General features: G+C 35.9%; 24 protein-coding genes and 6 pseudogenes. 14 read left to right on the top strand and 16 right to left on the bottom strand.

Annotated features, from left to right (window positions below):
• Window positions 1-253 precede the first annotated feature (253 nt).
• A pseudogene (locus ACLKMH_RS03310) lies at window positions 254-968 on the bottom strand (ZIP family metal transporter).
• A 277-nt stretch (window positions 969-1245) separates the two neighbouring features.
• Here ACLKMH_RS03310 and ACLKMH_RS03305 point away from each other — a divergent pair.
• Window positions 1246-1873 (top strand): annotated as a pseudogene (locus tag ACLKMH_RS03305) (FMN-dependent NADH-azoreductase).
• A 168-nt stretch (window positions 1874-2041) separates the two neighbouring features.
• On the opposite strand, the gene ACLKMH_RS03300 reads toward ACLKMH_RS03305, so the two are convergent.
• From ACLKMH_RS03300 to ACLKMH_RS03270, 7 genes are all read right to left on the bottom strand, one after another.
• Window positions 2042-2506, bottom strand: coding sequence for a hypothetical protein (locus tag ACLKMH_RS03300; protein ID WP_413700853.1), 465 nt, complete (start codon window positions 2504-2506; stop codon window positions 2042-2044).
• Window positions 2507-2640: 134 nt separating this feature from the next.
• On the bottom strand, window positions 2641-2721 hold the full coding sequence (locus tag ACLKMH_RS03295) for a hypothetical protein (RefSeq protein ID WP_413702245.1): 81 nt from the start codon (window positions 2719-2721) through the stop codon (window positions 2641-2643).
• 168 nt (window positions 2722-2889) lie between these two features.
• Window positions 2890-3624, bottom strand: coding sequence for a sulfite exporter TauE/SafE family protein (locus ACLKMH_RS03290; RefSeq protein WP_413700852.1), 735 nt, complete (start codon window positions 3622-3624; stop codon window positions 2890-2892).
• Between the two features lie 785 nt (window positions 3625-4409).
• The gene (locus ACLKMH_RS03285; RefSeq protein ID WP_413700851.1) at window positions 4410-5084 is read right to left on the bottom strand and encodes a hypothetical protein; all 675 of its coding nucleotides are present in this window, start codon (window positions 5082-5084) and stop codon (window positions 4410-4412) included.
• The gene (locus tag ACLKMH_RS03280; RefSeq protein ID WP_413700850.1) at window positions 5081-5335 is read right to left on the bottom strand and encodes a hypothetical protein; all 255 of its coding nucleotides are present in this window, start codon (window positions 5333-5335) and stop codon (window positions 5081-5083) included. Before ACLKMH_RS03280 ends, ACLKMH_RS03285 begins: the two co-directional genes overlap by 4 nt.
• Window positions 5336-5486: 151 nt before the next feature.
• Window positions 5487-6179, bottom strand: a complete 693-nt coding sequence (locus ACLKMH_RS03275; RefSeq protein ID WP_413700849.1) for an FRG domain-containing protein — start codon at window positions 6177-6179, stop codon at window positions 5487-5489.
• Between the two features lie 334 nt (window positions 6180-6513).
• On the bottom strand, window positions 6514-6954 hold the full coding sequence (locus ACLKMH_RS03270; protein WP_413700848.1) for a YccF domain-containing protein: 441 nt from the start codon (window positions 6952-6954) through the stop codon (window positions 6514-6516).
• A 526-nt stretch (window positions 6955-7480) separates the two neighbouring features.
• Here ACLKMH_RS03270 and ACLKMH_RS03265 point away from each other — a divergent pair.
• Window positions 7481-8203, top strand: coding sequence for a hypothetical protein (locus ACLKMH_RS03265; RefSeq protein ID WP_413700847.1), 723 nt, complete (start codon window positions 7481-7483; stop codon window positions 8201-8203).
• 178 nt (window positions 8204-8381) lie between these two features.
• Here ACLKMH_RS03265 and ACLKMH_RS03260 read toward each other — a convergent pair whose 3' ends face one another.
• Genes ACLKMH_RS03260 through ACLKMH_RS03250 form a run of 3 tightly spaced genes read right to left on the bottom strand, consistent with a single transcriptional unit; the run spans window position 8382 to window position 9799 of the window.
• A complete protein-coding gene (locus tag ACLKMH_RS03260) occupies window positions 8382-8864 on the bottom strand; it encodes an HAD family hydrolase (RefSeq protein WP_413700846.1) in 483 nt (160 codons plus the stop codon).
• A gap of 18 nt (window positions 8865-8882) precedes the next feature.
• Complete coding sequence (locus tag ACLKMH_RS03255) at window positions 8883-9359, bottom strand: EamA family transporter (protein ID WP_413700845.1); 477 nt, start codon at window positions 9357-9359, stop codon at window positions 8883-8885.
• Window positions 9317-9799, bottom strand: a complete 483-nt coding sequence (locus ACLKMH_RS03250) for an EamA family transporter (RefSeq protein ID WP_413700844.1) — start codon at window positions 9797-9799, stop codon at window positions 9317-9319. Before ACLKMH_RS03250 ends, ACLKMH_RS03255 begins: the two co-directional genes overlap by 43 nt.
• A 262-nt stretch (window positions 9800-10061) precedes the next feature.
• Here ACLKMH_RS03250 and ACLKMH_RS03245 point away from each other — a divergent pair, with 262 nt between their 5' ends.
• Both ACLKMH_RS03245 and ACLKMH_RS03240 read left to right on the top strand, forming a co-directional pair.
• Window positions 10062-12143, top strand: coding sequence for a protein-disulfide reductase DsbD family protein (locus ACLKMH_RS03245; protein WP_413700843.1), 2082 nt, complete (start codon window positions 10062-10064; stop codon window positions 12141-12143).
• Between the two features lies 1 nt (window position 12144).
• On the top strand, window positions 12145-12681 hold the full coding sequence (locus ACLKMH_RS03240) for a redoxin domain-containing protein (RefSeq protein ID WP_413700842.1): 537 nt from the start codon (window positions 12145-12147) through the stop codon (window positions 12679-12681).
• A 225-nt stretch (window positions 12682-12906) separates the two neighbouring features.
• Here the strand turns inward: ACLKMH_RS03240 and ACLKMH_RS03235 are convergent, their stop codons facing one another.
• Window positions 12907-13185, bottom strand: coding sequence for a hypothetical protein (locus ACLKMH_RS03235; RefSeq protein ID WP_413700841.1), 279 nt, complete (start codon window positions 13183-13185; stop codon window positions 12907-12909).
• 178 nt (window positions 13186-13363) lie between these two features.
• On the opposite strand from ACLKMH_RS03235, the pseudogene aroE reads away from it, so the two are divergent.
• From aroE to coaA, 8 genes and pseudogenes are all read left to right on the top strand, one after another.
• Window positions 13364-14183 (top strand): annotated as a pseudogene (aroE, locus tag ACLKMH_RS03230) (shikimate dehydrogenase).
• Window positions 14184-14198: 15 nt separating this feature from the next.
• Window positions 14199-14462 (top strand): YihD family protein, encoded by a 264-nt coding sequence (locus ACLKMH_RS03225; RefSeq protein ID WP_413700840.1) that lies wholly within the window; start codon window positions 14199-14201, stop codon window positions 14460-14462.
• 204 nt (window positions 14463-14666) lie between these two features.
• Window positions 14667-16070 carry a cytochrome c oxidase accessory protein CcoG gene (gene ccoG / locus ACLKMH_RS03220; protein WP_413700839.1) on the top strand — a complete coding sequence of 468 codons (1404 nt, stop codon included), beginning with the start codon at window positions 14667-14669 and terminating at the stop codon, window positions 16068-16070.
• A 106-nt stretch (window positions 16071-16176) separates the two neighbouring features.
• On the top strand, window positions 16177-17169 hold the full coding sequence (locus ACLKMH_RS03215; protein WP_413700838.1) for a serine/threonine protein kinase: 993 nt from the start codon (window positions 16177-16179) through the stop codon (window positions 17167-17169).
• A 62-nt stretch (window positions 17170-17231) separates the two neighbouring features.
• Window positions 17232-17369: a hypothetical protein gene (locus tag ACLKMH_RS03210; RefSeq protein WP_413700837.1), complete on the top strand. Its 138-nt coding sequence runs from the start codon at window positions 17232-17234 to the stop codon at window positions 17367-17369.
• Window positions 17369-17800, top strand: a complete 432-nt coding sequence (locus ACLKMH_RS03205) for a DsbA family protein (protein WP_413700836.1) — start codon at window positions 17369-17371, stop codon at window positions 17798-17800. The genes ACLKMH_RS03210 and ACLKMH_RS03205 overlap by 1 nt, the downstream gene beginning before the upstream one ends.
• Window positions 17801-17992: 192 nt before the next feature.
• A complete protein-coding gene (locus ACLKMH_RS03200; RefSeq protein ID WP_413700835.1) occupies window positions 17993-18535 on the top strand; it encodes a uridine kinase in 543 nt (180 codons plus the stop codon).
• A gap of 88 nt (window positions 18536-18623) precedes the next feature.
• Window positions 18624-19575 (top strand): annotated as a pseudogene (gene coaA, locus ACLKMH_RS03195) (type I pantothenate kinase).
• 66 nt (window positions 19576-19641) lie between these two features.
• Here coaA and glpX read toward each other — a convergent pair.
• The 3 genes and pseudogenes from glpX to ACLKMH_RS03180 form a co-directional block, all read right to left on the bottom strand.
• Window positions 19642-20660: pseudogene (glpX, locus tag ACLKMH_RS03190) on the bottom strand (class II fructose-bisphosphatase).
• 170 nt (window positions 20661-20830) lie between these two features.
• Window positions 20831-22046: pseudogene (locus ACLKMH_RS03185) on the bottom strand (aspartate aminotransferase family protein).
• Between the two features lie 109 nt (window positions 22047-22155).
• Entirely contained in the window at window positions 22156-22731 is a 576-nt protein-coding gene (locus ACLKMH_RS03180) for an aminodeoxychorismate/anthranilate synthase component II (protein ID WP_413700834.1), read from the bottom strand.
• Between the two features lie 74 nt (window positions 22732-22805).
• Between ACLKMH_RS03180 and ACLKMH_RS03175 the strand changes: the two genes are divergently transcribed.
• Both ACLKMH_RS03175 and ACLKMH_RS03170 read left to right on the top strand, forming a co-directional pair.
• A complete protein-coding gene (locus tag ACLKMH_RS03175; protein WP_413700833.1) occupies window positions 22806-23051 on the top strand; it encodes an NAD-dependent epimerase/dehydratase family protein in 246 nt (81 codons plus the stop codon).
• Window positions 23011-23685, top strand: a complete 675-nt coding sequence (locus ACLKMH_RS03170; protein ID WP_413700832.1) for a TIGR01777 family oxidoreductase — start codon at window positions 23011-23013, stop codon at window positions 23683-23685. The genes ACLKMH_RS03175 and ACLKMH_RS03170 overlap by 41 nt, the downstream gene beginning before the upstream one ends.
• Before the next feature lie 690 nt (window positions 23686-24375).
• Here the strand turns inward: ACLKMH_RS03170 and ACLKMH_RS03165 are convergent.
• A complete protein-coding gene (locus tag ACLKMH_RS03165; RefSeq protein WP_413700831.1) occupies window positions 24376-25302 on the bottom strand; it encodes a porin in 927 nt (308 codons plus the stop codon).
• Window positions 25303-25318 lie beyond the last annotated feature (16 nt).

Raw genomic sequence — 25318 nt, 5'->3', positions numbered from 1 at the left:
TGGCGATATGTTATACACAGGTTTAATTAACCTTTCAGTTAACTATGGCATTGATAATGATAGTAACGATTAAGTTTAAATAAGTGTTCAAGTATTACGCAGGAAAAAATATTCCTAACTAGACCTAAGTTGTAAGAGGTAGGGTAATTTTAAATAGCTAGACTGACCACTGTTTTAGTTCTATAACCATAAAATGGCGTTAAATATGTATAAATATTGACGCCATTTTTGAGATTTACTGTCAAAAAACCAATTAAGCCGTCATCATAAACCCAAACATACCAAGCATAAACCCAAGCACGGCACCCATTGGTGGCGCCCAGTGGTTTTCTAATTTAACCTGCGGCGCAATATCTTGAAAGATTGAATATAGAATGCCACCAGCAACAAAAAGCATAATACCAGCAATCAATTCTGGAAACTCAGATAACCAAAGATAACCAGAAACACCCGAAATAGGGCCAAATAATGCCAATATAGAAAAGATAAGAATAATTTTAAAAGGCTTATAAACTTTAGCCTGATTAAGCTCTCGATAGGCGCTAAAACCTTCGGGTAAATTTTGCAATGCAATTAATCCTGCAAGTAAAAAAGCATTATGGCTACCTGTTGCAAAGGAGGCCCCGAGGGCAATTGACTCAGGAATAAAATCGGACAGCATTGCAGCCTAACTGAGTTGCAGGTGTATTGATTTTTTTCAGGAAAATATCAAGTAGCATAAAACCAAGACCACCTAATAAAAAGCAAATACAAGCATATAATGGAGTAAGGCTTTCTACCCCTTCTGGAACCAGCACTAAGGCAATAGCAGATAATAATGTACCTCCACCAAAGGCCATCACCCCGTGTTGAATATCTTCTTCGAGCCACCTTTTATTAACTTTCTCGAAGTGGGCAATGATTGCGCCAAAAGGCATTGCTATACCTGCAAATAACGTTGAAGCAATAACTAAAAATAATGTGTCCATTAAGTATTTCTCTATTATTAAAGCCATAAGTCACTACAGAGTAGCGCTTATCGCTATGTTTAACTAATAGCAAATAAAAACAAAGCGCTATAAAAAAGATGTCGCTTTAAACATTCAAAAAAACTGAACAAATTGCACTGTATTCGCTAATGTTGTTACCGCTCCTATTTGTTTATACTTATTTTAACCTTTAAACCTTCCTACAAACAGAACCAAATATATCGCTAGCGAGTAACCAAATTCGTCTATAAATATAAACAACAACAAGGATTTATCTATGACTCAAGTATTAGCATTAAAATCTAGCATACTAGGTGACTATTCAAGTTCATCTAAATTAGTTGACCAATTATTAGAAAAATATAGTTTACAAAAAGCGACTATAACCCTGCGCGATCTTTCCCTACAACCTATTCCTGTTTTAGACGGTGATATTGCAAATGCCTTACGTGCACCAGAACAACTTAACGAAAAACAACAAGCGCCTCTTGCTCTTTCTGACCAGCTAATTACCGAATTAGAAGACGCAGATGTATTAATATTAGCGAGTGCCTATGTATAACTTTAATATTTCGACACAGTTAAAAAATTGGATTGATTTAATTGCGAGAGCGGGCAAAACCTTTACTTACACAGAGAAAGGCGCACAGGGTTTAATAACCAATACACGTGCAATTGTTATCACAACACGTGGCGGTATGCATAAAGATCAGCTTAGCGATCAACAGGTACCCTATTTAAAAAATGTGCTTGGATTTATTGGCATTTCAGATGTAGAGATAGTTTATGCAGAGTCCTTAGCTATGGGCCCTGAAATTGCCCAAACAAGCCTTGATATTGCCAGCGAGCAACTTGCTCGCCTTGGTGTAATTTTATTTAGCAGGTATTCGCAAGCATATAGATAAGCATTGTTTTTAGTAGAAATTTTTAGTAGAAATAAATTACTGACAATATCAACTGACAATGCTTACCTTAGTCTAAAGTGATGATTATTATATATTCATAACACCTGAATGCTTTGGCTACGAGATAAACATTGCATTCAAGTAATAAGCATCACTATTACCACCTAATTATTTTTCATTACCTTTGGTCAGATGTATAAATAAACCTAAAGCCGTCAATAGAAATGCTGTACTAGTAATTATTGCAACTGGGTAATATAAATTACCTGCTAGATCTAATTGGCTGTATTTAATAACCATAATTAGCCCTTCTAAAGATAAAGCGACACAAACTGTTCCTATAAATCGAGGGATTGTGCGTCTCAGGCCTGCAATCGCATTGCCTTCATTTTCACTTTCATGGTCCGAATATTCTTTATGTACAACAATGGCTAACTCGAATACCGCCAACGCAATTATGCCTGTATTAATACTGGTTAAAAATATTTGCGTGATATCTGCACCACTCATGATGCCTTTTATTACCGAGCTAAATAGCGAATACAAGATTGCTATTGCTAGTCCTAAAAAAAGCACTGTGAATAATTTAGCAATTAAGTTTTTTACTAAGGTAAAGCCTTGTTCATTTATCATCTGATGCCTTGTTAATCTAGTGGTTAAAATATATAAATCATATAGTAAGAGACTAAAATACTAGGTTAAAAGTTCCCGTAAAAGATATTCATCTAAAAGATCAGCACAAATAAGCTTGCTTTACAGCTTCCTACCTAGCCATTTTTAATTTGCTTCTTTTCCCATTTTGCACCGAACAAATTAAAAAATTCAAATGCATTAAGGCCATGGTTAATGATGCCAATTCCTCAATCCCAAACAGGTCACCAAGCCCAGATAGAATACGATATTTAAAAAAGACACAAACCTGACAAACACCAGACAAAAAAATATATTTCAATCACTTAGAAACATTCATTTGCTTTTATTTATTTCAATATATCGAAAATAAAAAATAAAATACCTTACTCGAATGGCACTAATAGCGAAATTATAGTGAACAACATTTTAACAGCCATGATGCTTAATAAGATTTTAATGGCTAAAATCAACTTATCATTGTTGGCAACTAACCTTAACCTTGTTCCGATAAAAGAGCCAAGAACAGAGCCAATGACCATAAAAACAAGTAAATTTAAATGACCTGAAAGTGATACGCCTATCGCCATGAATACTGGAATTTTTGCCAAATGGCTTATAGTCATGAACATTGAACTAGTTGCTATAATCTCATCTTTTGAGCTTAGTTCTTTTGTTAAAACGGTAAGTGATAATGGCCCAGTCGCACCAACAATTAAACCTAAACCTGTTTGAAGTAGACCGATAAAATAATAATTCTCATATTTTTTAATAAACTTAGAAAAGCGTTTACTCCATAAGTTAAGGATAATATACAACCCAATAAAAAAAGGTACATACTCAGTTGTTATATTGGACAGCAATAAACCAAAGATACAAACGCCAATGATAGAGCCTGCAAGAAATTTTGGAAGTAATGACCATTGAACATTTTTTAAGGAAAACAACATTCGCGAAGAATTGCTAGCTAACTGTGTAATACCATGGATTGGGATTATCAAACTAGGGTTTAAAAATATAGGTAGTATTGCTATTAATAGCATACCCCCACCAAAACCTATCACTCCGGCAAGAACTGAAGTAAAGAAAGAAATTAGCCCTAAAATATACTCGATATGCAAATGAACTCCTTTGCGTTATAACAAGGCTGTAGAATTTCTATTTCTTTAAGAAAAATACGTTTTATCGTGTTTTAGTTGGGTATTAAAACAATAATTTACAAAACGTTTTTCATTAATTCATGAAAAACTATACAACTTCAACGCCCAGTCAACAGGCTAAAAATTGTGTGCTAAAATTCGAGCGGAGCGAGATAGCCAGCTGTTTTTAGTACTTTTTGAATTGTATTGTTATATTTTTATCGTTAACAACGTATGCATTCTTTTGACAACCATAAGAATGGTTAAAAGTAGATTAAGCAATACCAATAAAATAAGAGGTGACACTATAAGTAATTTCAAATCAAAGCTAAGTGAGAAGCTACGTATTGAAATAATACATGCTTTATCGGGTAAAAATGTATATACCAAACAAAGAAAAACTAAAAAAACAGATACCACAATTGCATAGCAAATATTAAAGTACAATTGCTCCAGTAAATTTTTTTCAATTGAATATTATGTTTTTTAGAGTCATTTACAACCCCTCTTAATTTTTCACCTTGGTCGTATACCAACACGAGAAACCACTTAACAACAAAGCTGTAAATATAGCTCCAAAATTTACAAGTAATGAATTTGCATCACTAGTCACCTTAATACCAAAATATGAAAATAAAATAGCTATGATGGCTGGGACGAAATAAAAGGTAGCATAATCAGAAAAACTAACTTTGTTAGTTGATGCATTACGGAGAGTTTTGATATGACCAGCCACAATAGACCATATGTTAATTTTAGAACTCATTTTAGGCTACCTCAACTTTTAAACCAGGATACATAGTTTGAGCATACTCAGCTACAATACCTCTAACCCAAGTATTAACAATAACAAAGTCAGGAACACCATCATCCCCAATCACTTCTTCTTCTACTTCAATTTCGCATAAAGCACTTGTTCGATTTCTTCCTACATTAAAAGTTCTTCTTTTACCGCCTATTTCAACTACCGTTTTAACCTGAGCCCCATATTCCCCCATTACTTCGACAGCTTTTCTATGAGCACTATCTTGATTTAAATAATCTCGGAGTTTCCCCATCCCGCCATTTCTTGGAGGTTTAATGATCAACTCTTGTTCTCCATGCCCAAGTAGTCTAACCTGATCTGCAATATCATTTAATCCGACAAATTTTGTTAATTTGATTTCTTTTGCAGTAGCGTCCAACCATGCATTAATCGCATTATCGTAAGCTAAAGGATTCATTTGAATTGATAATCCAGTAATATCCCGAAAGTATTGCGAAAACAAAGAGTAAAATAGTGTTTTTACACCAACACCTCGATACGAATGCATAAAAGCCATGCCTTCATTAAATCCTCTAGGAATAAAGTAATGAATATAATGCTTAATTATTTCAGCATTATTTTTTGCTTTCTCAAAATCAACTTCGCCTGTAGCTACATTAATAATGTCAGTTTTCATTCCATAGATACCAACATTAAACCACCCACAAATTTCTCTTTTTCTTCATTAATTTTTAAATTTTCGAATTGATAGACCTGCTTAGATTCATCGATAATCTTATACGCCCCAGTATTAAACATTAAAAAATCACGTAAAATATAGAAAAGATCTTTATCTCCAAGGTTATCTAAAGTGCTATATCGCTCTTCGATCCTCCCTCCTAGATCTTTGTTAAAGCATCGAAACAAATAAGGTGCAACAGCATGCATTTTGTATTTTCCTTGTGGCTTATAAAATATATCTATTCAAATAAAACTAATTTAAAAAATAACACTCACATAAGCGTGCTAAACTTTTTTGAAGAACTAAACATAGTCCGCTGTTTTTGCTCCGATTTAATGTGCTTGTTATATGCAATGATTACAAACCATAATTTCTTTTAATTGATTTAGCCAAACCATCTAAATCTGGAAACATGAACTTATGAGTTATACCTAATTTTTTGAGCTGTTTTCTCAATTTTGACTTGTGCTCTTTTGGGATTATGTAGCTGGCTAGATAATCTACAGATTTATTATCAGGTTGTATTTCTGTAAAGGGTTCCCATTTATTGGGTAAAGGAGACAAAGTGAAGCTTCCTTCTTGAGCTGTAACACGATGATTCAGACTTGATGAGTGAAAACCAATTATCATGTCAAATTTGTTAAGTTCTACAAATTTTTCCATTACAAAGTTTAATTTGGGTTCAACACCATAAACAACACCATCGAGATGGTCATAGGAAGGATCTTCCACAGCAAAAAATAAAGCTTTCAGAGGGTTTGTACTCCAATCAAGTAGCCTAGTAGGTAAACCATGATGCTGAGCATGAATTAACCATTCTAGCTCGTTTTGAGGAGCTTTTTTAAATATTGAACATCCATGTTTTTCAAATTCACGCAAAATATCACATTCAAGTCCAGACCAATGAGCATGTTCAGGTATATTAAGAGAAGCAGGGTTCATTCTAGCAATCGAGGGGACAAGTTCCCAAGTTAAATCTGAATGACCTCGAAAGTAACTAACATATTCAAAGTTATCTATTGCTTTTAAAAACTCATTTATTTCATGCATAACTATTCCTGATTGCACATAACAGCTTTACTAAACAGAATCATTCCGCCTTTCCAGCGGATAGACAGAACAATGCTATTTACTTTAATTTGATTCAATATATCAAAGTTAGCTAAATAACCAATGAATTAAGTTCTATTATCAAACAATAATCATGTAGATAGACAGAAAACATGCAGTGTTAACAACAAAAAGGCAGAATTTGGTCGTGCATTTAACATTTACATTGATTTGTAATACTTCAGAAGGAGAAAGCTGAAATAAGGGTGCATAAAGGGTGCATAAGGAAGCGCCCTTTATTAAGGAGTTAAGTTATTCATTGAAGTAAGCTGGATTAAATGCGTGTCTCATTAGCGACCCGTGCTCTTTGTGCTACTTCTTTAGGTACAATTGTTTGCCCGATTGGTGCAAAGGAAATGACAGCTAATTTTAAATGCTGGATAGCAAAAGGAATACCAATAATGGTGATTGCACAGGCAACTGCTGAAATTAAATGCCCTAAAGCTAGCCAAAAACCCGCTAACACACACCAAATTACATTACCGATAAAACCTAATCCTCCGGTTCCAATATCTTCTTTTCCAGAGAGGTATTTTCTATCAATGGGTTCGTTACCAAAGGGTAAGAAAGAGAAGTTACCAATAATAAAACAAGCTTTACCCCATGGAATGCCAATAATAGTAACAAAAGCGCATAAGCCGATTATCCACCATGCCAGTCCCATGAAAATACCACCAAACAATAACCAAATAATATTACCGATAAATGCAATCATGTTGTCTCTCTTTAAGGGCTAAAATAAATTAATTGCTGAATAGAATAATGAATTTAAGATGAAAATAATACCAATTGCGTTTATTTAAAATGGAAGTTGTTATGAAAATGCAGAATAAAAGAGAAAGTATGTAGGATTTGGGCTAGAGCCCTGCCCGAAGGATTTAGGCAGGGTTCTAGCTAACCAAAGCAGTCAAAATGATGCTGTGCAAGGCACCAAATCAACGAAAGAGATAATAACAATCACCAAACCCAAATGCAAATGATAATTACTACTATTTGAAATTATTTTTAGTATTTAATCTCAGTTCTGGATAATGAAAGCGAAATAACATTAAACTTCAATAGCTTAAAAAATATAACATACAGTGCTGTTAGTTTTGCGTAGTTCAAGGAGAATCATCGAAGCAATAACGGGTTATTGGGAGATGATTTAACGCAGAAATACGCGTAAATAACGGTACTGTATCGTTTTGCTTATCCAGAACTGAGGTTATTTACAAACTCACCAGTTTAAAAGCCCCATATTGCAGATTGAGCTTACCCAATATAAAAGCGATAATAACTTAAAGCATAACCTTTTTAGGAGCCCTCACATCGTTAATCACTGTTTAATCGAAATTCCTTTTAATTATCGCAACACCTGTTGGTTTTGTGGTGAGCCAAAGGATAAAAACATCAATTTCCCTAAAAAAGCCTATGAAGCGAACATTGTTAATCATGAACCGATCTGTCTACCTAGTCGCAATGAGTGCGCTTCTATTATTCAGCGCAGTGCATTTACTTCAATTTACGCTTACCGCGATGCGATTAAACAAGGCCTAGTAAAAAAGCATCAAAAAATATTAAGCATAGGTTCTAATTGGACGGAGCAAGAACTTCTAGAGTCAGAATTAGAAGGCAGTGCCTTTGAAGGTTTTAAACGTAGTGCTTGGCCAATGTTTAAAATGATGCAGGCTCGCATCAACTACAAAGGCTGGGATATTATTATTAATAATGATCAGCTTATTGAAGAAAAAGAGCATCAGCCCTTTGAGTTTGATGGTGTGGTTTATACTCGTTTAGAAGATGCGGTTTCTCATGCCGTAAAAACATTTTTCTTAGATGAACAGTTATTTACTCGTGTACTCAGCGTACTAGGCAAGGGAAAGTTTTCCCAAGCCATCAGACTATGTCGCTTATATCCAAACCTAAACAGTAAGCAACGTGAATCTGTTTTTCAGGAAATATTAGATAGCATTGGTTTGTAGTGGCGAATGGCTACTCTCTAAGTGTAGCTGGACTTCTGATAATGATTTTTTAATGGTATGCGATAAGGCTATGACTTCACTACAGGGTGAAACTAAATCGGGTACTTGAAAGACTTGCATATTAGCGGCAACCGCTGAACGAACACCATTATTTGAGTCTTCAAAGGCTAAACAGTGTTCAGGTAAAACCTGTAAACGTTGCGCAGCTTAATAAAAATATTTCAGGGTGTGGTTTGCCCTGTTTTACCTCGCACCCGGTACTTAAATGATCAAAGTATTCATACAGCCCAGCTAATTTAAGCTTGTTGATCGCTAACTCTCGATGGCATGAGGTTGCAACGGCAATAGGGATTTGTTTTGACTTCAACCAGTTTAATAATTCAAGCACACCTTCTTTTACTGGAATCGCCTGAGTTTCAACAATCGGATGATACCTATCCATCCAGGCTTTACGTAAGGGTTCATAATCGGTCAAATGTCCGTAGCCATCAGTTAGTATTTTCTCGATACCCTGTGCATTACAACCAATAATTTTTAAATAAGTATTTTCAATAAAAGGAATGTTTAAAAAATCACAGGCACCACTGAATGCATCCATACAAACTCGTTCAGTGTCTAATAACAGACCGTCCATATCAAAAATGGCGACTTGAAAATTCATTTATATTCCTTTTAAACCTTATTTAGTTAGGTCAATGATACCGTTATCGTTTACTAAAAACAGCTTCTGTAGTGGCATATAATTAAACCTTAATAATCCAATCAAAAGACCATTGATAACCATAAAACAGGAAAGTGCTTTAACTAAGCCAATTTGCTCTTGATAAAACAATGCACCACCTAATAAACCAAAAATAGGCACCAACAAGGTTAATGGTGCAACCGTTGATAAAGGATATTTCATTAATAACCGATTCCAAACCCAATAACCTAATAACGTGGTTGGATAAGCCTGAAATAAAACCGAAAAGATAACTCGACTATTTAATTCAGAGGTTAAAACGATAAAGGGTTCACTGCCACTTTGCAGAAATACAATTAAAAATAATGGCAGAGGTGCAAATGCAATTGCCCAAATCGAAAAAGCAAATACTTGCTTAGTGCCAGAAACGTTTAATGATGATACTCGAGATACTCCACGCGAGTGCTCGCACACAAAATCAGAGCAAAACCTTTACCTGTCACAGAGCCATCACTCACGGTTAAACTCATCAACAATCCAGCTATCGCAATCAATGCACCGATCAGTTTCTGCTTTGAAATATTTTCTTTTAACAATAAATAGCCCAAAAACATGCCCATTACGACATTCATCTGTAATAAAACCGACGCCATACCGACCGATAGACCTGCTTCAATAGACCAACTTCCCATTCCCCAAATGCCAATACCAAAAATAAGTCCGTAAGCGATTAAATAAGACCAACTCACATCTGGCTTTTTGATAAAAAAGATCATCGGAATACACACAAATGTGAAACGTAAACCCGTCATTAATAAAGGATCGATTTCACTCACCCCTAATTTGATGACGGAGAAATTTATCCCCCATAATGCCATAACTAAAATGCCGGTTATTAAGTCTTTTAATGCCATATTTAACTCTTCGAGAATGAATTGTTCCTTATTATTAAACAAATAAGAAAACATAATAGGTACAGTTGCAGATATAAGCGACGATACAGTAAAAAGATGTTATTTATTAGGGAACTTTTTAGGTTTTAGCTTCTCTGATAAACTGTTAAGTTAATTGAAATTTTTCTTCGTTTATCCCTGTCTTATAATCAAGTTATCACTATTTGGAGCTTTCCTTTTGATTAATTTCCGACTTTTTATGCGCTTGCTGATTTGCCTTCTAATGTTTAACAGCTTGGCTGTGCGTAGTGCTGATTTAATTCAAACCGATACAGGAAGGTTAATTAGCCCCCAGCATCCTCCTGTTTCAGTTCAAATGCAAATAACAGGGCAGATTGATAAAAACCATAAAACGGCAAATTTATTGTTAGATGTTGTTCTTGAAGATGATTGGAAAACCTATTGGCGGTCTCCTGGTGAAGGAGGTGTCGCTCCAGCCTTCGATTGGCAAACAGAATCTCAAAATATTAATAATATTAATTGGTTTTGGCCTGCTCCTCAACGCTACCCTGTTTTAGGTGTGGATACACTTGGTTATAAACATCAAGTGCAATTACCCCTCACCATTGAATTAACTGACTTAAATGCTTACACAATATTAAAAGGCAGATTTACCATTGCCTCTTGTACCACGATTTGTGTCTTAAGCGATTATGATATTGATATCGCTTTCTACCCAAATGAACTTATTGTTGATCAAGATATTGCCTTTCATTATGCACAGGCTGTAGGTGCTGTCCCAGTTGTAATAAATGAACAACAAATGGCAGAGGGAAAGGGAAATTTATCTATTAAGTCAGTTAAATCTTACTGGGATCAAAATAACCAACAACTGACAGTGCAAATAGATAATCAATTAAATTGGCAAAACCCTGATATTTTTGTTGATCTTCAACAACCTGAATTAGAAGGCATCTTTTTTTCAACACCTAAAATAACGGTAAATGAAACACAAGTCACCGCAACCTATGATGCTTATAGCTGGGCGGGTGATGTTAATTTAAGTAATACACAGATCCACGCAACAGTCAGTGATACTAATATTACTGCAGAACTGATCTCTACCAGTAGCAATCAGGCGATTATCAACACTGGTGGCAATAATAATATTATGACTATGTTTTTTATCGCCATACTCGGCGGTTTAATCCTGAATATCATGCCCTGTGTTTTACCAGTATTAGGCATGAAACTAAGTTCTATTTTAGGAACCCAAGATGTTGAAAAAGCACATATACGCAAACAATTTTTAGCTTCGTCTTTTGGTATTGTTAGCTCTTTTTGGTTATTAGCTACTTTTTTACTGTTATTAAAACTCTCAGGAGAAGCCTTAGGCTGGGGAATACAATTCCAAAACCCTTATTTTATCGCCTCAATGGTTGCTATTACGGCAGTCTTTGGTGCCAATATGTTAGGGCTTTTTGAAATTCAACTGCCTTCCAATGTACAAACTTGGTTAGCGACTAAAGGTGGTCATTCATATTTAGGCCACTATTTACAGGGTATGTTTGCAACTTTACTAGCAACCCCTTGTAGTGCGCCCTTCCTTGGTACTGCTGTTGCTTTTGCATTAGGCGCTTCAATTGCTGAAATGTTTGTAATTTTCACCGCATTAGGCTTAGGCATGGCACTGCCTTGGTTGCTCATTGCCCTATTTCCTTCGATCGCCCTATTGTTACCCAAACCTGGCAAATGGATGAATATCGTTAAATTCATTTTTGCATTAATGATTTTAGCCACCAGCCTTTGGTTATTAACACTATTAACAAGCTTTATTGGTATAACCTTTGTGATTCTCTCTGGGTTATTGCTATTACTGTTATTGTTTGTGCTTATTGCTAAAAAACACGGTAAACGTACTTTATTAATAACTTTTGCTAGTTTGTTATTAATAAGTGCATTAGGTTTATTGATTAGTAGCTTAACGGCAAAACATTGGGCAACACCTTTGGCTACAGATCTTGTTTGGCAACCGCTTGATACCACTCAATTACAACAACAAGTCAATCAAGGCAAAACCGTATTTGTTGATGTTACCGCTGATTGGTGTGTCACCTGTAAAGCCAACAAGATTGGCGTGATATTACAAAACCCAGTTTATAGTGCATTAAAAGCGGATAACATTATTCTTATGAAAGGAGACTGGACGGTTCGTTCTGATAAAGTCACCGAGTACCTACAATCCTACGGGCGTTATGGTGTGCCCTTTAATATTGTTTATGGCCCGAATGCACCACAAGGCATTGAGTTGTCGACTGTTTTAAGTAGTGAAGCCATTCTGAATGCTATCTCGGAAGCTGAATAATATGAGTAATGATAAACAGATAAAAAAGCCAAGTAATAAATCAGGAAAAGGATGGTTCGGTTGGTTAAAGGAAATCGCCCTATTTATTTTATTAGCAATTGTGGTTGGTTGGGGCGTGGATTTTTGGCGTAGCCAATCCTTGGCTTCAGGAGAAGCACCTGAACTGGTTATGCAATCAGTTCAAGGTGATAATATAAACCTAATCGAAATGAGCCAAGAAGAACCTGTTTTGGTCTATTTTTGGGCAACTTGGTGTAGCATATGTACGACCGTATCCCCTTCCGTTGAGCTTGTTTCCAATACCCATCAAGTGATTTCAGTTGCACTTAATTCAGGGGAAGCACAACGCGTTAAGCAATATTTACAGGCAAAAGACTATCACTTTGATGTTATCAATGATGCTAAAGGCGGAGTTGGTCGAGATTGGGGCGTTTCAGTGACACCAACTATTTTTATTATTAACAAAGGAGAAATCAGCTCAGTAACAACTGGTTTTACTTCTCCCTTTGGTATGTGGTTACGCTTGTTAATGGCTTAATATGAAATGGCTTAGCTTAACAATCGCTAGTTTGTAGTTGATAACTCGCCTTTTTAATCACTGTTATTGATGTATTAGAAGCTTTTACGGGGTGAGCCTGCTGATAATTAATATAGCATCCTTCATTTCTATGGTTTTTTAAATACAAACGTATTTCACCTGACTGTTGTGTTTTCTCAAAGGTAATTAACGAGCTAACCCCAACATTAATTAAATCATCCTAGTTCATGCGACAATTTCACCATAAACTAAGTTTATACTAACTTCGTCACCAGCAAGCACATCGGAGTGTTGAAGGGGGATATGTTGCAGGTTTTTTATGGTAGCTCGGCTGTACATCAAGCGATTAACTGAATCAATATTCAGCGCCACCGCATTTAATGTTTTTATGCGCGCCTCTCTGCCGACATCCATATATTTAGGCAAAGCAAATATAAGCAAAACAAACACTAAAATGCCAATAACTGTCATTTCAAAAAGAGGGAACTCTATACGTTTCTTCACTATATTTGATCTTCTCTGAGGGGGATAATTTAAATCTAACACAAAATAATTCTTATTGTGTTCGCTTAATTTTATTAAAAATTAAATCACCTACTGTTTTTACTGTCTTTCTATATTGTAACGCATATATTTATGCTAGATTATTAGCATTAAAATAACCCTTTATCTTGGAGCTTGCATGGATCAGTACGCTGTTTTTGGTAACCCTATTAAGCAAAGTAAATCCCCTTTTATTCACACTTTATTTGCCAATCAAACGGCACAACAGCTGATTTACAGTGCAATTGAACCACCAGTAGATGGCTTTGAAAAAGCCTTAAAAGAGTTTTTTGATGCCGCGGGTAAAGGTTGCAATATTACCGCACCTTTTAAAGAACAAGCTTTCCAATATGCTCAACAACGCACTGAACGCGCAACCTTAGCCGGAGCGGTAAACACTCTCAAACTAACCGATGATGGCATTATTCTTGGTGATAATACCGACGGTGCTGGCTTAGTGTTGGATCTGAGAAATAATCACGTTAACTTAAAAGATGCACGTATTTTATTACTTGGCGCTGGTGGTGCAAGCACGTGGCGTATGTGGCCCTTTGCTTGCAGAAAAACCCAAGGAAATAGTGATTGCTAATCGTACTCTTGAGAAAGCACAAACCCTAGCAACGATTTTTAAAGATTTTGGTAATATTAAAGCCAGTTCACTTGAGCAACTTGATGGTGAATTTGATTTGATTATTAACTCAACCTCGGCAGGTTTAAGTGGTCAAATTGCACCTATTAGTGCGGAATTAGTTCGCCCTGAAACAGCAATTTATGACATGACCTATAGTGCTGAAATAACTGCATTTAATAAATGGGCTAAACAATTGGGTTCAAGACTGGTCATTGATGGTTTAGGTATGTTAGTAGGTCAAGCGACAGAAAGCTTTGCGATGTGGCGAGGTTTAAAACCAAGCGCTAAACAGGTATTAACTGAATTACGTCATAATTTATCAAACTAGGGAAAGGAGAATAATATGCAATGTCATCGTATCAATGAAATTATTGAGTTAATAGAACCTTATTGGTTAAAAAATCAAGATCTAAGCTTAATGGAAGTGTTAGCGAAACTTAGTCAAGAAGCTGGCTTTAAAGAACCTTTAGAAAAATTAACTGATGAAGTTATTATTTATCATCTTAAAATGGATCAGACTGAAGAAGGCGCTATGATCCCTGGTATTAAGAAAGATTGTGAAGACGATTTTCAAACCGCATTATTAAAAGCACGTGGTCTAATATAGGAATGATTATTAATCAAGCACGGCGCTTTTTTATGTATAAAAAGTGTCGTCGTTTATTAATGTAAAATAAACTGCACATATCCTATTTTCCTGCCCATTTAACAGATCATCATCACGACAACATCATCCACTTTTAATAATTACTTTAGATTAACCTAATATAATCTATATAATATTTGCTTTCGTAGTATCCAAGGTGCAAAAATGACTGAACGCATAAAAATAAAAGAGATAAAAACCTCAACACAATCCAATGTTGATCGCTATAACCCAAGTAACCGAATTTATGTGCGTGCTGTTTATGGTTTATACCAAAAACTTCGTCGTTATACTGGTTGGGGACTGATCGTTCTATTCCTTGCATTACCTATGATTCGTTGGAATGGTCATCAAGCGGTTTTGTTTGATATCGGTAAACAGCAATATCATATTTTTAATATGACACTTTTCCCACAGGACTTAACACTACTGGCGTGGATATTTATTATTGCCGCCTTTGCTCTGTTTTTTATAACCACTTACCTTGGCCGTGTCTGGTGTGGTTACACTTGCCCACAAACCGTTTGGACTTTTATTTTTATTTGGTTTGAAGAACGTTTCGAAGGTTCTGCTAATAAGCGCAAACGTTTAGACCAAATGCCCTGGAGCTTTAATAAAATTTGGCGAAAGGCCGCTAAACATACAGGTTGGATAATTGTTTCATTGCTGACCGGCCTGGCATTTTGTTCTTATTTTGTACCTATCGATGAACTGTACATTAATTTTATCACTTTTAATTCAAGCTTTGCGGTCACAGCTAATATCTTGTTTTTTGCAACTATTACCTATGCCAATGCTGGTTGGATGCGCTCTATTGTTTGTACACATATGTGCCCCTATGCACGCTTTCAATCAACCATGTTTGATAAAAATACTTATATAGTTGGTTACGATGCTAAACGTGGTGAAGCTCGTGGTCCTCGTCGTCGTAAAGCTGATCCTAAGGAACTTGGCTTAGGCGACTGTGTTGATTGTGACCTTTGTGTTCAGGTCTGCCCTACCGGTATCGATATTCGTGATGGCTTGCAATACGAATGCATTAACTGTGGTGCTTGTATTGATGCCTGTGATGAAACAATGGAGAAAATGGGTTATGAAAAAGGACTTATTTCTTACACCTCAGAGCAAAAGTTAGAAGGCAAAGAAACCAAAGTATTACGTCCTAAAATAATCGGTTATGGTTTAATGTTGTTAGTGATGATAGGTATGTTTATTACTAATATCGTTAATTTAAGCAGTGCTGAAATGGAGATTGTCAGAGACCGAAGTGCACTGTATCGTGAAAACAGTGAAGGTTTGATCGAAAATACTTACACCTTAAAGTTACTTAATAAAACCATTGAAACACAAACCTATAAGCTTTCATTTTCTGGTCTTGAAGGCGCACAACTAATCGGCCCTGAGACTATTGTTATTGAATCAGGAGAAATATTAACGCAACCTATTTCAATTGCCGTTGATGCCTATGATATTAAACAGAAGAAGGTAATGATCACCATTAAACTAACCAGTACTGGTGATGATGTCGAGGAAATAGAACAACAAAGCCCCTTCTTTACTGGATCATAGTCACCTTGTGTGAACCTGTTAAATAGTGAATAGTTCGCTTGTTTAATAGACTTTGTTTGATATCAATCTAAAATGGCGCTTCAGCGCCATTTTTTTAGAGACAAACATGCCAAATTCAAATTTTAGTTATTTATCCCTAACCCCTGAATTACAACTTGATGCACTTGCAAGTGTTGGCATTTATCCTGACACGGGGTTAATTCAATTAAACTCCTATGAAAATAGGGTTTGCCTTTTTAGCGACGAAAATAAAGTTCGTTATGTGGTTAAGTTTTACCGCCCACAACGTTGGAACAAACAACAATTACTTGAAGAACATGAGTTTAGCTTAGAGCTCAAAAAGAAGGGCTGTTTATTAGCATCTCCAGTCTCAATTAAAAAACAAACCTTATTTGAGTTCCAGGGCTATTATTTTGTTTTATTTAAAAGCCTGTCAGCCCGAAGTTTAGAGGTAGATAATCTAGATCATCTTTATGAAGTAGGTGTGGCGCTCGGGAAATTACATAAAATAGGTCGTAAAGGCAGTTTTAAAGCACGAGAAAATTTCGATAGCAAAAATATGTTAACTTTACCGATCAAGCAGTTAAAACAAAGCAACCTCATTCCCGAGCACATCGCAGAACAACTATTTGCAACTATGGATGAAGTTAAAAAATTAGCAAAACAACTGTTTAAACAACATGATTTTAAAGCTATTCGTCTACATGGTGATTGTCACGCGAGTAACATATTGATGAATGATAACAAACCTTATTTCGTTGATTTTGATGACTGTAAGATGGGCCCTGCGATTCAAGATATATGGATGTTATTAAGTGGAGACAAACAGGAGCAACAATTACAACTATCAACAATATTAGAAGGTTATGAACAAGAGCTTGCTTTTGATGCAAAACAACTTGCACTTATTGAAGCATTGCGTAGCATGCGTATCATCCATTATGTGAGCTGGATCAACAAAAGGTGGTCAGATCCCACTTTTCCATTGAACTTTCCATGGTTTTCCACTGACGAATACTGGCAAGAGTTGTTACAATCATTGCAACAACAAATCACTAATATGCAAGCGCCTCCTGTTTCTGTGTGGCCTGAGTATTAAAAAATAACTATTAAAGGAAACACAATGAATAAGTTTTTTGCTTTTTTGCTGGCTTAATATTATTGCCATTATCAATACAGGTCGCTGATTTTAAAGAAGGCACGCATTACCAAGTTGTTAAACAAACAGCAACTGCGACACCAGAAGTCACGGAGTTTTTCTCTTTTACTGCCCACACTGTTTTTCATTTGAACCTTTAATGAAACAACTTGAAGCGAAATTAGACAAAGATGTAGAAATCAAAAAGAATCATGTTAACTTTTTAGGCCAAGCAATGGGCCCTAAATTAACACAGGCATATGCAATCGCGGAATTATTAGAAGTTGAAGATGAAGTAGCAAGCTTAATCTTCGATCAAATTCATACTCTACGTAAAGCATTTACAAGTGATGAAGATATTGTTGCTATTTTTGAAAAAGCAGGCGTTTCTAAATCTGAAGCAACTGTCGCACTAGCGAGCTTTTCAGCAACTGGTAATGCATCACAAATGAAACGTAATACAGAAACTTTTAATATTCGTGGTGTTCCGACTTTAATCGTTAATGGTAAATATCAAGTTGTTACCAGCTCTGTAAAAAGCACCGATGAATTTATTGAATTGGTTACTTTCTTAACCAACAAACAAGGTTAATTGAATTATTTGCCTATTTTATTTTTAAATAAGTAAATATAACTTAACGACTGTTTGATTTTAGGCCACTTTTTGTGGCCTTTTTTATATCTGTTATTGTTTAAAATGTGAGCTTTTTGCATCTTGATAGGTTACGAGTATAATGCTCGGAGATGATAAATGGAGAAGTCTCTTTGAAAACTGTATTTAATAATGCGACGACAGATTAAATCTGTGTTACGAGATTTACATAACCAAAAAGGTTCTAGTAAAGCTCAAATTATCGCTATTAGTGGTATAGAAGGTGGTGGTAAACGCTCTTTAACTGAAAAAGTAGCGCAAGCATTACGTTTAGAAGGTATTTCTGTTGCCATCGTACATGCCGATGACTGGGAAGCCCCTGAAAAAGTTCGCTTTAATGTGATGAATAGCCCTGAAGAATATTATCTAAATGCTTATCGCTTAGATGAAATGGTTGAACAGTTAATCCTACCCCTTAAATTGTTTGGTAGTGTTAAAACCTTCGTTCAACTAGATGATGTACTTAACCCAAGAAGAGTTGATTACAACTTCGAAAACATTGAAATAATCCTTATTGAAGGTGTATATCTTCTGCAAAGCGCTTATTTAGAACTATATGATTATAGTATTTGGGTTAAAAGTGACTTCGATGCGACCTTTGAACGTTTAAAAGGCCCCTTATTTTTTGGTATTGAACAATCACAACAAACACTGGTAAACCTTTTGAAAGGCTGATTAAACCAGCAGCCTCAATACCATATGTTCATCGATGATCCACAGGATAAAGCTAACTCTGTTTATATCGAGCAAGAAGCAGAAAAAAATGCAACTAAACCCGAGTAATCATCACACCGCCTACATGAACTTTGAACGAGAACCAGTGGGCTGGTTTACGTGACAATGTTGCTTTAACGCTTTCTGAGGAAGACTTACAACATTTACAAGGTATCAATGAGTCTTTGTCGCTTGATGAAGTAAGAGACATCTATCTACCTCTTTCTCGACTATTAAATCTATATGTCAAAGCACAGCAATATAGACATACAGTGCGCGATAAATTCTTAAATTCAACCAATCAGAACGTACCTTATATTATCGGTATTGCAGGTAGTGTCGCAGTAGGTAAAAGTACCACAGCACGTATATTGCAAGCGTTACTTTCTCGCTGGCCACAGCACCCTAAAGTTACATTAGTGACTACCGATGGCTTTTTGCGTTCTAATAAAGATCTTGTTGCTCGAAACTTAATGCACAAAAAAGGCTTTCCAGAAAGCTTTGATATAAAAGCATTAGTTGATTTTGTTGCAGATATAAAATCAGGTAAAAACTCAGTCTCAGCGCCAATTTATTCGCATTTAACCTATGATATTTTACCTAATCAACAGGTTTCCGTTGAGCAACCAGATATTGTCATTTTAGAAGGGCTTAATGTATTGCAAACTGCAATTAATTACCCTAATCATCCACATCGGGTATTTGTTTCTGATTTTGTTGATTTTTCAATTTTTGTTGATGCTGATACAGATCTATTAAAGCAATGGTATATTCAACGTTTTCTTAAATTCCGTGAGGGTGCCTTTACCGATCCTAATGCGTATTTTCATTGTTATTCAAAAATGAGTGAACGAGAAGCCATTACTACAGTCGCTAAAATTTGGGATGAAATCAACGGTATTAATTTACAGGAAAATATTCGCCCAACACGAGATAGAGCCAATTTGATCCTTAAAAAAGCCACTAATCATCAAGTCTCTAGCGTTAAGTTAAGAAAATAATTAAGAAAATAAAAAAGGTGCTTTAAAAGCACCTTTTTAGTTTTTCTCTATCGAAATCATTTCAATCTAAAGAATAATCTCTTTCAGTTTCGGATCTTTACGATCAAGGTAATGAATTGAATGAATGCGACGCACAGTACGTGATTTACCACGAACTAATAAAGTTTCTGTTGTTGCCATACGCCCATTAATGCTAACACCTTCCACTAAATCACCTTTAGTAATTCCGGTTGCAAGCAAAGATAACATTGTCATTTTTAACCAGATCTTCAAGTTTTAGTACTTTATTAACTTCGATTCCCTGTGCTTCACAACGGCGTACTTCTTCTTTACCAATGGCAATATTTTCTTCTGATGCTTCTTTCACCATTGGACGCGGAATTAAACGCGCTTGCATATTACCATCTAGGGCACGCACAACGGCGACGAGATATAACCCCTTCAGGTGCACCACCAATACAATATAAAACATCAACTTGGTTATCTGGCATACAAGCTAAAACAGATATTGCAACATCACCATCAGGAATTGCAAACACACGACAACCTAAGCCTTGCATATCTTTAATAATACGATCATGTCTTGGTTTAGCTAAAGTCGCAACAGTTAACTCTGTTAAAGGCTTACCTAAGGCAAAAGCAATGGCTTTTAAGTTTTGCTCAAGAGAAAGCTCTAAATCAATCGCATCCTTTGCATTTGGCCCTACAATTAATTTTTCCATGTACATATCAGGTGCACGTAAAAAACTACCTTTCTCACCAACTGCTAAAACAGCTAATGCATTTGACTGCCCCATTGCAGTCATACGTGTACCTTCAATTGGATCGACCGCAATATCAACTGCGTCAGCATTTTCTTTGCCTGTACCAACGTGCTCACCAATATATAACATTGGTGCTTCATCAATTTCGCCTTCACCAATAACTATTTCGCCATCGATATCAATTTGATTAAAAATCAAGCGCATTGCTTCTACCGCCGCGCCATCAGCGGTGTTTTTATCGCCTCGACCTAGCCATTTATATCCCGCTAAAGCGGCTGATTCTGTGACTCGAGAAAATTCAAGTGCTAATTCGCGTCTCATTATTTGAGCTCCCAATTCGAAAACTATTTTTCAATATGTACTAAAAACTCAGATCCACCCTAGTGAATCTGAATTTTTACAAAAATTATTTGTGTTGCTAAAAACACTTAAAAGTTTTTAAGGCAACCATTGGAGAGCATTATACCTAGATCCCTTAAAAATGCAGAGCTTTAAGCCTCAACAACTTGTTGTACCGCAAGTTTAAACTGCAAGATTGCTTGCTTAATTTCAGCATCGCTAATGTTTAAGGCTGGTGCAAAACGTATAACATTTGCTCCTGCTATCAAAACTAATAAACCCTGTGATGCACTTGCTAAGAAAAAGTCTTTAGCACGACCAGCATATTGTTCATTTAATACAGCGCCTAATAGAAGCCCTGTGCCACGAATTTCTTTAAAGACAGCATATTGTTCATTAATTTCTAACAATAGTTCTCTAAATAACGCTTCTTTTTGCTGAACACCACTCAACATTTCTGGTGTATTAATTAAATCAAAGGCTTTACTTGCAACAGCACAGGCTAATGGATTGCCACCAAAGGTTGTACCATGTGTCCCAACGGTTAAACAATTTGCTAATTTAGTCGTTGTTAACATAGCTGAAATCGGAAAACCTGCACCTAAGGCTTTTGCTGAGGTAAGGATATCTGGCACGACATCTAATCCCATATAGGCAAATAGGTGACCTGTACGGCCCATACCTGTTTGTACTTCATCAAAAATCATTAATGCATTGTGTTTATTACATAGAGCGCGTACTGCGATAGCAAACTTTTTACAGACAGGTAAAACCCCTCCTTCTCCCTGTAAAGGCTCTAAAATTACGGCACAGGTTTTATCTGAAATAGCAGACTTCAAGTGCACTTAAATCATTATATTCAAGGTGTGTAATATCAGCGGGTTTAGGGCCAAATCCATCGGAATAACTTTTTTGTCCACCAGCAGTCACGGTAAAAAAGGTACGACCATGAAAACCTTGATAAAAAGCGATAATTTCTGTCTTATCCTTTGAATAGTTATCCTGTGCATAACGACGAGCTAATTTCAAAGCGACTTCATTTGCTTCAGCACCTGAGTTTGCAAAAAACACTCGCTCAGCAAAGGTATTATCAACTAGTTTTTGTGCTAACTCTAAAGTTGGCTCATTGGTAAAAATATTACTAATATGCCACACTTTTTGTGCTTGTTCTGTTAGTGTTTTGATTAATTCTGGGTGTGCATGACCTAGGGCATTTACCGCAATACCACCAGTTAAATCTAGGTATTCTTTATTTTCTTGATCCCACACTCGAGAACCTTCACCGCGCACTGGAATCATATTTAGTGGTGCGTAATTTGGCACCATAATTTGATCAAAGAGAGGACGCGTAATTTGAGTGTTTGACATAATATGTTCCTTTTAATGTGTTGAAAAACTAAAAAATAAATAACAGACAACGTGAATATTTATGCACTATAACTGCATAAATTAACAGCATTGAAGCACGAAGTCCAAGTTAATTACGCACTTGTTGAATAAAATTATTAAGTAACTGTAAACCTTGTTCTGACATAATGCTTTCAGGATGAAATTGCACACCTTCAACAGCTAAACTTTTATGACGAATTCCCATGATTTCATGGCTATCTAATGCCAGCGCTGATATATCAAAACAAGCAGGTAAGGTCTCTTTTTTAACCACCAAACTATGATAACGTGTCACATCTAAAGGGTTATTTAACCCTGTAAAAACACCTTTATTATCATGTTCAATTAGGGAGTTTTTGCCGTGTTTCACTTGCTTAGCACGTATTACATCACCACCAAAAACCTGGGCAATACTTTGATGACCCAAACAAACTCCTAATAATGGTATTTGGCCCGCAAATCGTTCGATAACACTTAATGAAATACCCGCTTCATTAGGTGTACAGGGGCCAGGAGAGATAACAATATGATCTGGGTTTAAATCAGCAATTTCTTGTAAATTAATTTGATCGTTTCTCTTAACAACAACGTATTGCTTTAACTCACCAAAATATTGAACTAGGTTATAAGTAAACGAATCATAGTTGTCGATCATCAAAAGCATGAAGGGTTTAACCTTTATAAAATAAGAGTAAAGGAACATTTTAACCTAAACTCTCTTATAGACGGAGAAATATAATGAAAATATTAATCAATGGCTCTTCTGGTTTAATTGGCACTGCACTTGTGGCTTTTTTACAAGCACAGGGTTATCAGGTAGGGCGATTATTGCGATATCAGCAGGATCAACACCCTTATTGGGACATTGACACAGCAACCTTTCATTTAAAAGATTTTTGCGAACCAGATATTGTGATTAATTTAGCCGGTGAAAATATCGGCGATGGTCGTTGGACAAAAAAGAAAGCAACAACTTTTAGATAGCCGTTTACTAACCACATCATTATTGGTGGAACACTTTAAACAGAAACCACCTAAACTATTTATTAATGCATCAGCAATTGGTTTTTATGGCGAAACAGGGCAAACCCTAGTTAATGAAAATAGTGATGCGGGGAAAGATTTTGTTTCTGATTTAGCAAAACAATGGGAAGCAAGTTGTGATGCAATACAATCACCGCAAACACGTCTAGTAAAAATACGCACGGGTATTGTGATGAGTAAACAGGGCGGTGCTTTAGCTAAAATGTTACCTGCTTTTAAAGCTGGTGCTGGCGGTAAAATCGGATCCGGCAAACAATACATGAGCTGGATAGATATTGAAGATGTCTGTCATGCCATTCAATTTATAATTGAACACTCTAATATTACTGGTCCGGTTAATTTAGTTTCTCCAACAGCAGAAACCAATAAAGCCTTTAGCATTGCCTTAAGTAAGCAACTTAATCGTCCTTGTATTTTTCCACTACCGGGAATTATTGTAAAATTATTATTTGGTGAGATGGGAGAAGCACTTTTATTATCAAGTACCAGAGTAAAACCAAGTAAATTATTAGAGGCTGGCTTTCAGTTTAAATACCCCAATTTACCAGGTTGTTTAAAAGAAAGATTAAAATAGAGTCAATAAAAATGGAAAGGGCGACCTGAAGTCGCCCTAAAATAGTCATTCTATCATATCCATGATAGTTGTTGCTCCCTGCTTTGCATCCCTTTGACTATGCCAAACTAGGCGTCCACTTCCCAATCCTTTGGGCATTTCCTTATTACTTCCGTATAAGATAAACATCCTGTTTATCAATCATCTCCCTTTCCTTAGGAGGTGTCCTTCACTTGTCTTCCTGACTAATAATAACCATCCTAGTTATTATATTCCTTTCATCCTGAAAGGTGTTCCTTAACTACATCCTGTAGTGTGTTCCTTTGTTATCCTTAACAATAAAACATCCTGTTTTATTTCTTCTCATCCTGAGAATGTCCAACTTGTCATCCTGACAATGTAATCCGTTGATACTTACATCCTGTATGTGCCTCGGTCTTTACGGAGTTGATAATACGACGATATCGAGCAGTTTAAATACAATAAATGCTTAATATATTTGCCATTAAAAAATGAAAAATAAAATAACAAATAAAATCAATAGGTTATTTTGTTTGTTGTTTTATTTTAATAAAAAACCCTAATTTTTTTATTACTTTTTCTCCATATTGCAATGGTCGATCTCTCACAAGGTTTTTATTGTAATAAAGGAATTTAACAATAAAGCCCCAGGGATACTGGGACTTAAATTATTAAAAGCTTTAACAAGGTTTAGAAGTTGTAACGTAGACCAACAATTAATTCATCTTCTTCGCTAGTCGCATCTAAATTGTTAAATTTGTATGAGGCGTAAGTACGAAGTGATTTATTGAATCGGTATTGTGCTTCTAGGGCATAGAAATCTTCAGTATCAGAAGAAACAGATCCCACTTCCTCTTCAGCAATACCTACAATACCAATCATACGAAACTCTTTAGTAAACTTGTATTGAATCGTCGCTTCTAAAGAAGTGAAGTCAGTTGTTGCATCAACCGCACCCATTGCATAAGTGGTAGCAAGATATAAATCATCTAATGTGTACGCCACACCAAATGTTATTTGATCAGCTTCATCTTGATCAGCATAAGAAGTCGCTAATTCAAGTCCTGAATCAAAGGCATAAAGAGCAGATACAGATAGTGCATCCATATCTTTATCTTCTACTGCTTGATAATCAAACTGTAGCGTTAAAGCTTCAGAAAGCGTACCAGAATATAAGAAAGTATTTTCCGCTTTGCTTGAAGCACTATCAATATATTCCTGTTGACCAGAGTGTGCAGAGGCAATATCAGTTAAGCCAGAAACTTGGATATTAGCAGTGTCTTGCTTACCGTATGAAAAATCACCTACGTTAGTACTAAGACCAGCAAATAAGTAACGGTTATCTAAGTCTGAACCATCTTTTGTTGATGGTTGAAGTTCATATTCCATGTAACCAAAACCAGATAGGTCTTCAGAGATTTTTGTTTTACCAGAAAAGTTAATACGCGCTCGGCTTTTATCTTCCATTGTACCATCAACTGAGTCACTGAATAATCCACGTGCTTCAGCACGACCACCTACTTTTAATGATGTGCCGTCGTTATCGTATACAGTTGTCGCACCAGCAGTAGAAACTAGACCTGATAAAATTGCAGTTGCTAATAGAGTTTTTCTCATGATGCTTCCATGTTTT

The organism is Psychromonas sp. KJ10-10, from assembly GCF_047323245.1.
In the GTDB taxonomy this organism is placed as follows: Bacteria; Pseudomonadota; Gammaproteobacteria; order Enterobacterales; family Psychromonadaceae; genus Psychromonas.
Note: the sequence above shows the minus strand (reverse complement) of the source record. Positions and strands in the feature narration are given on the sequence as shown.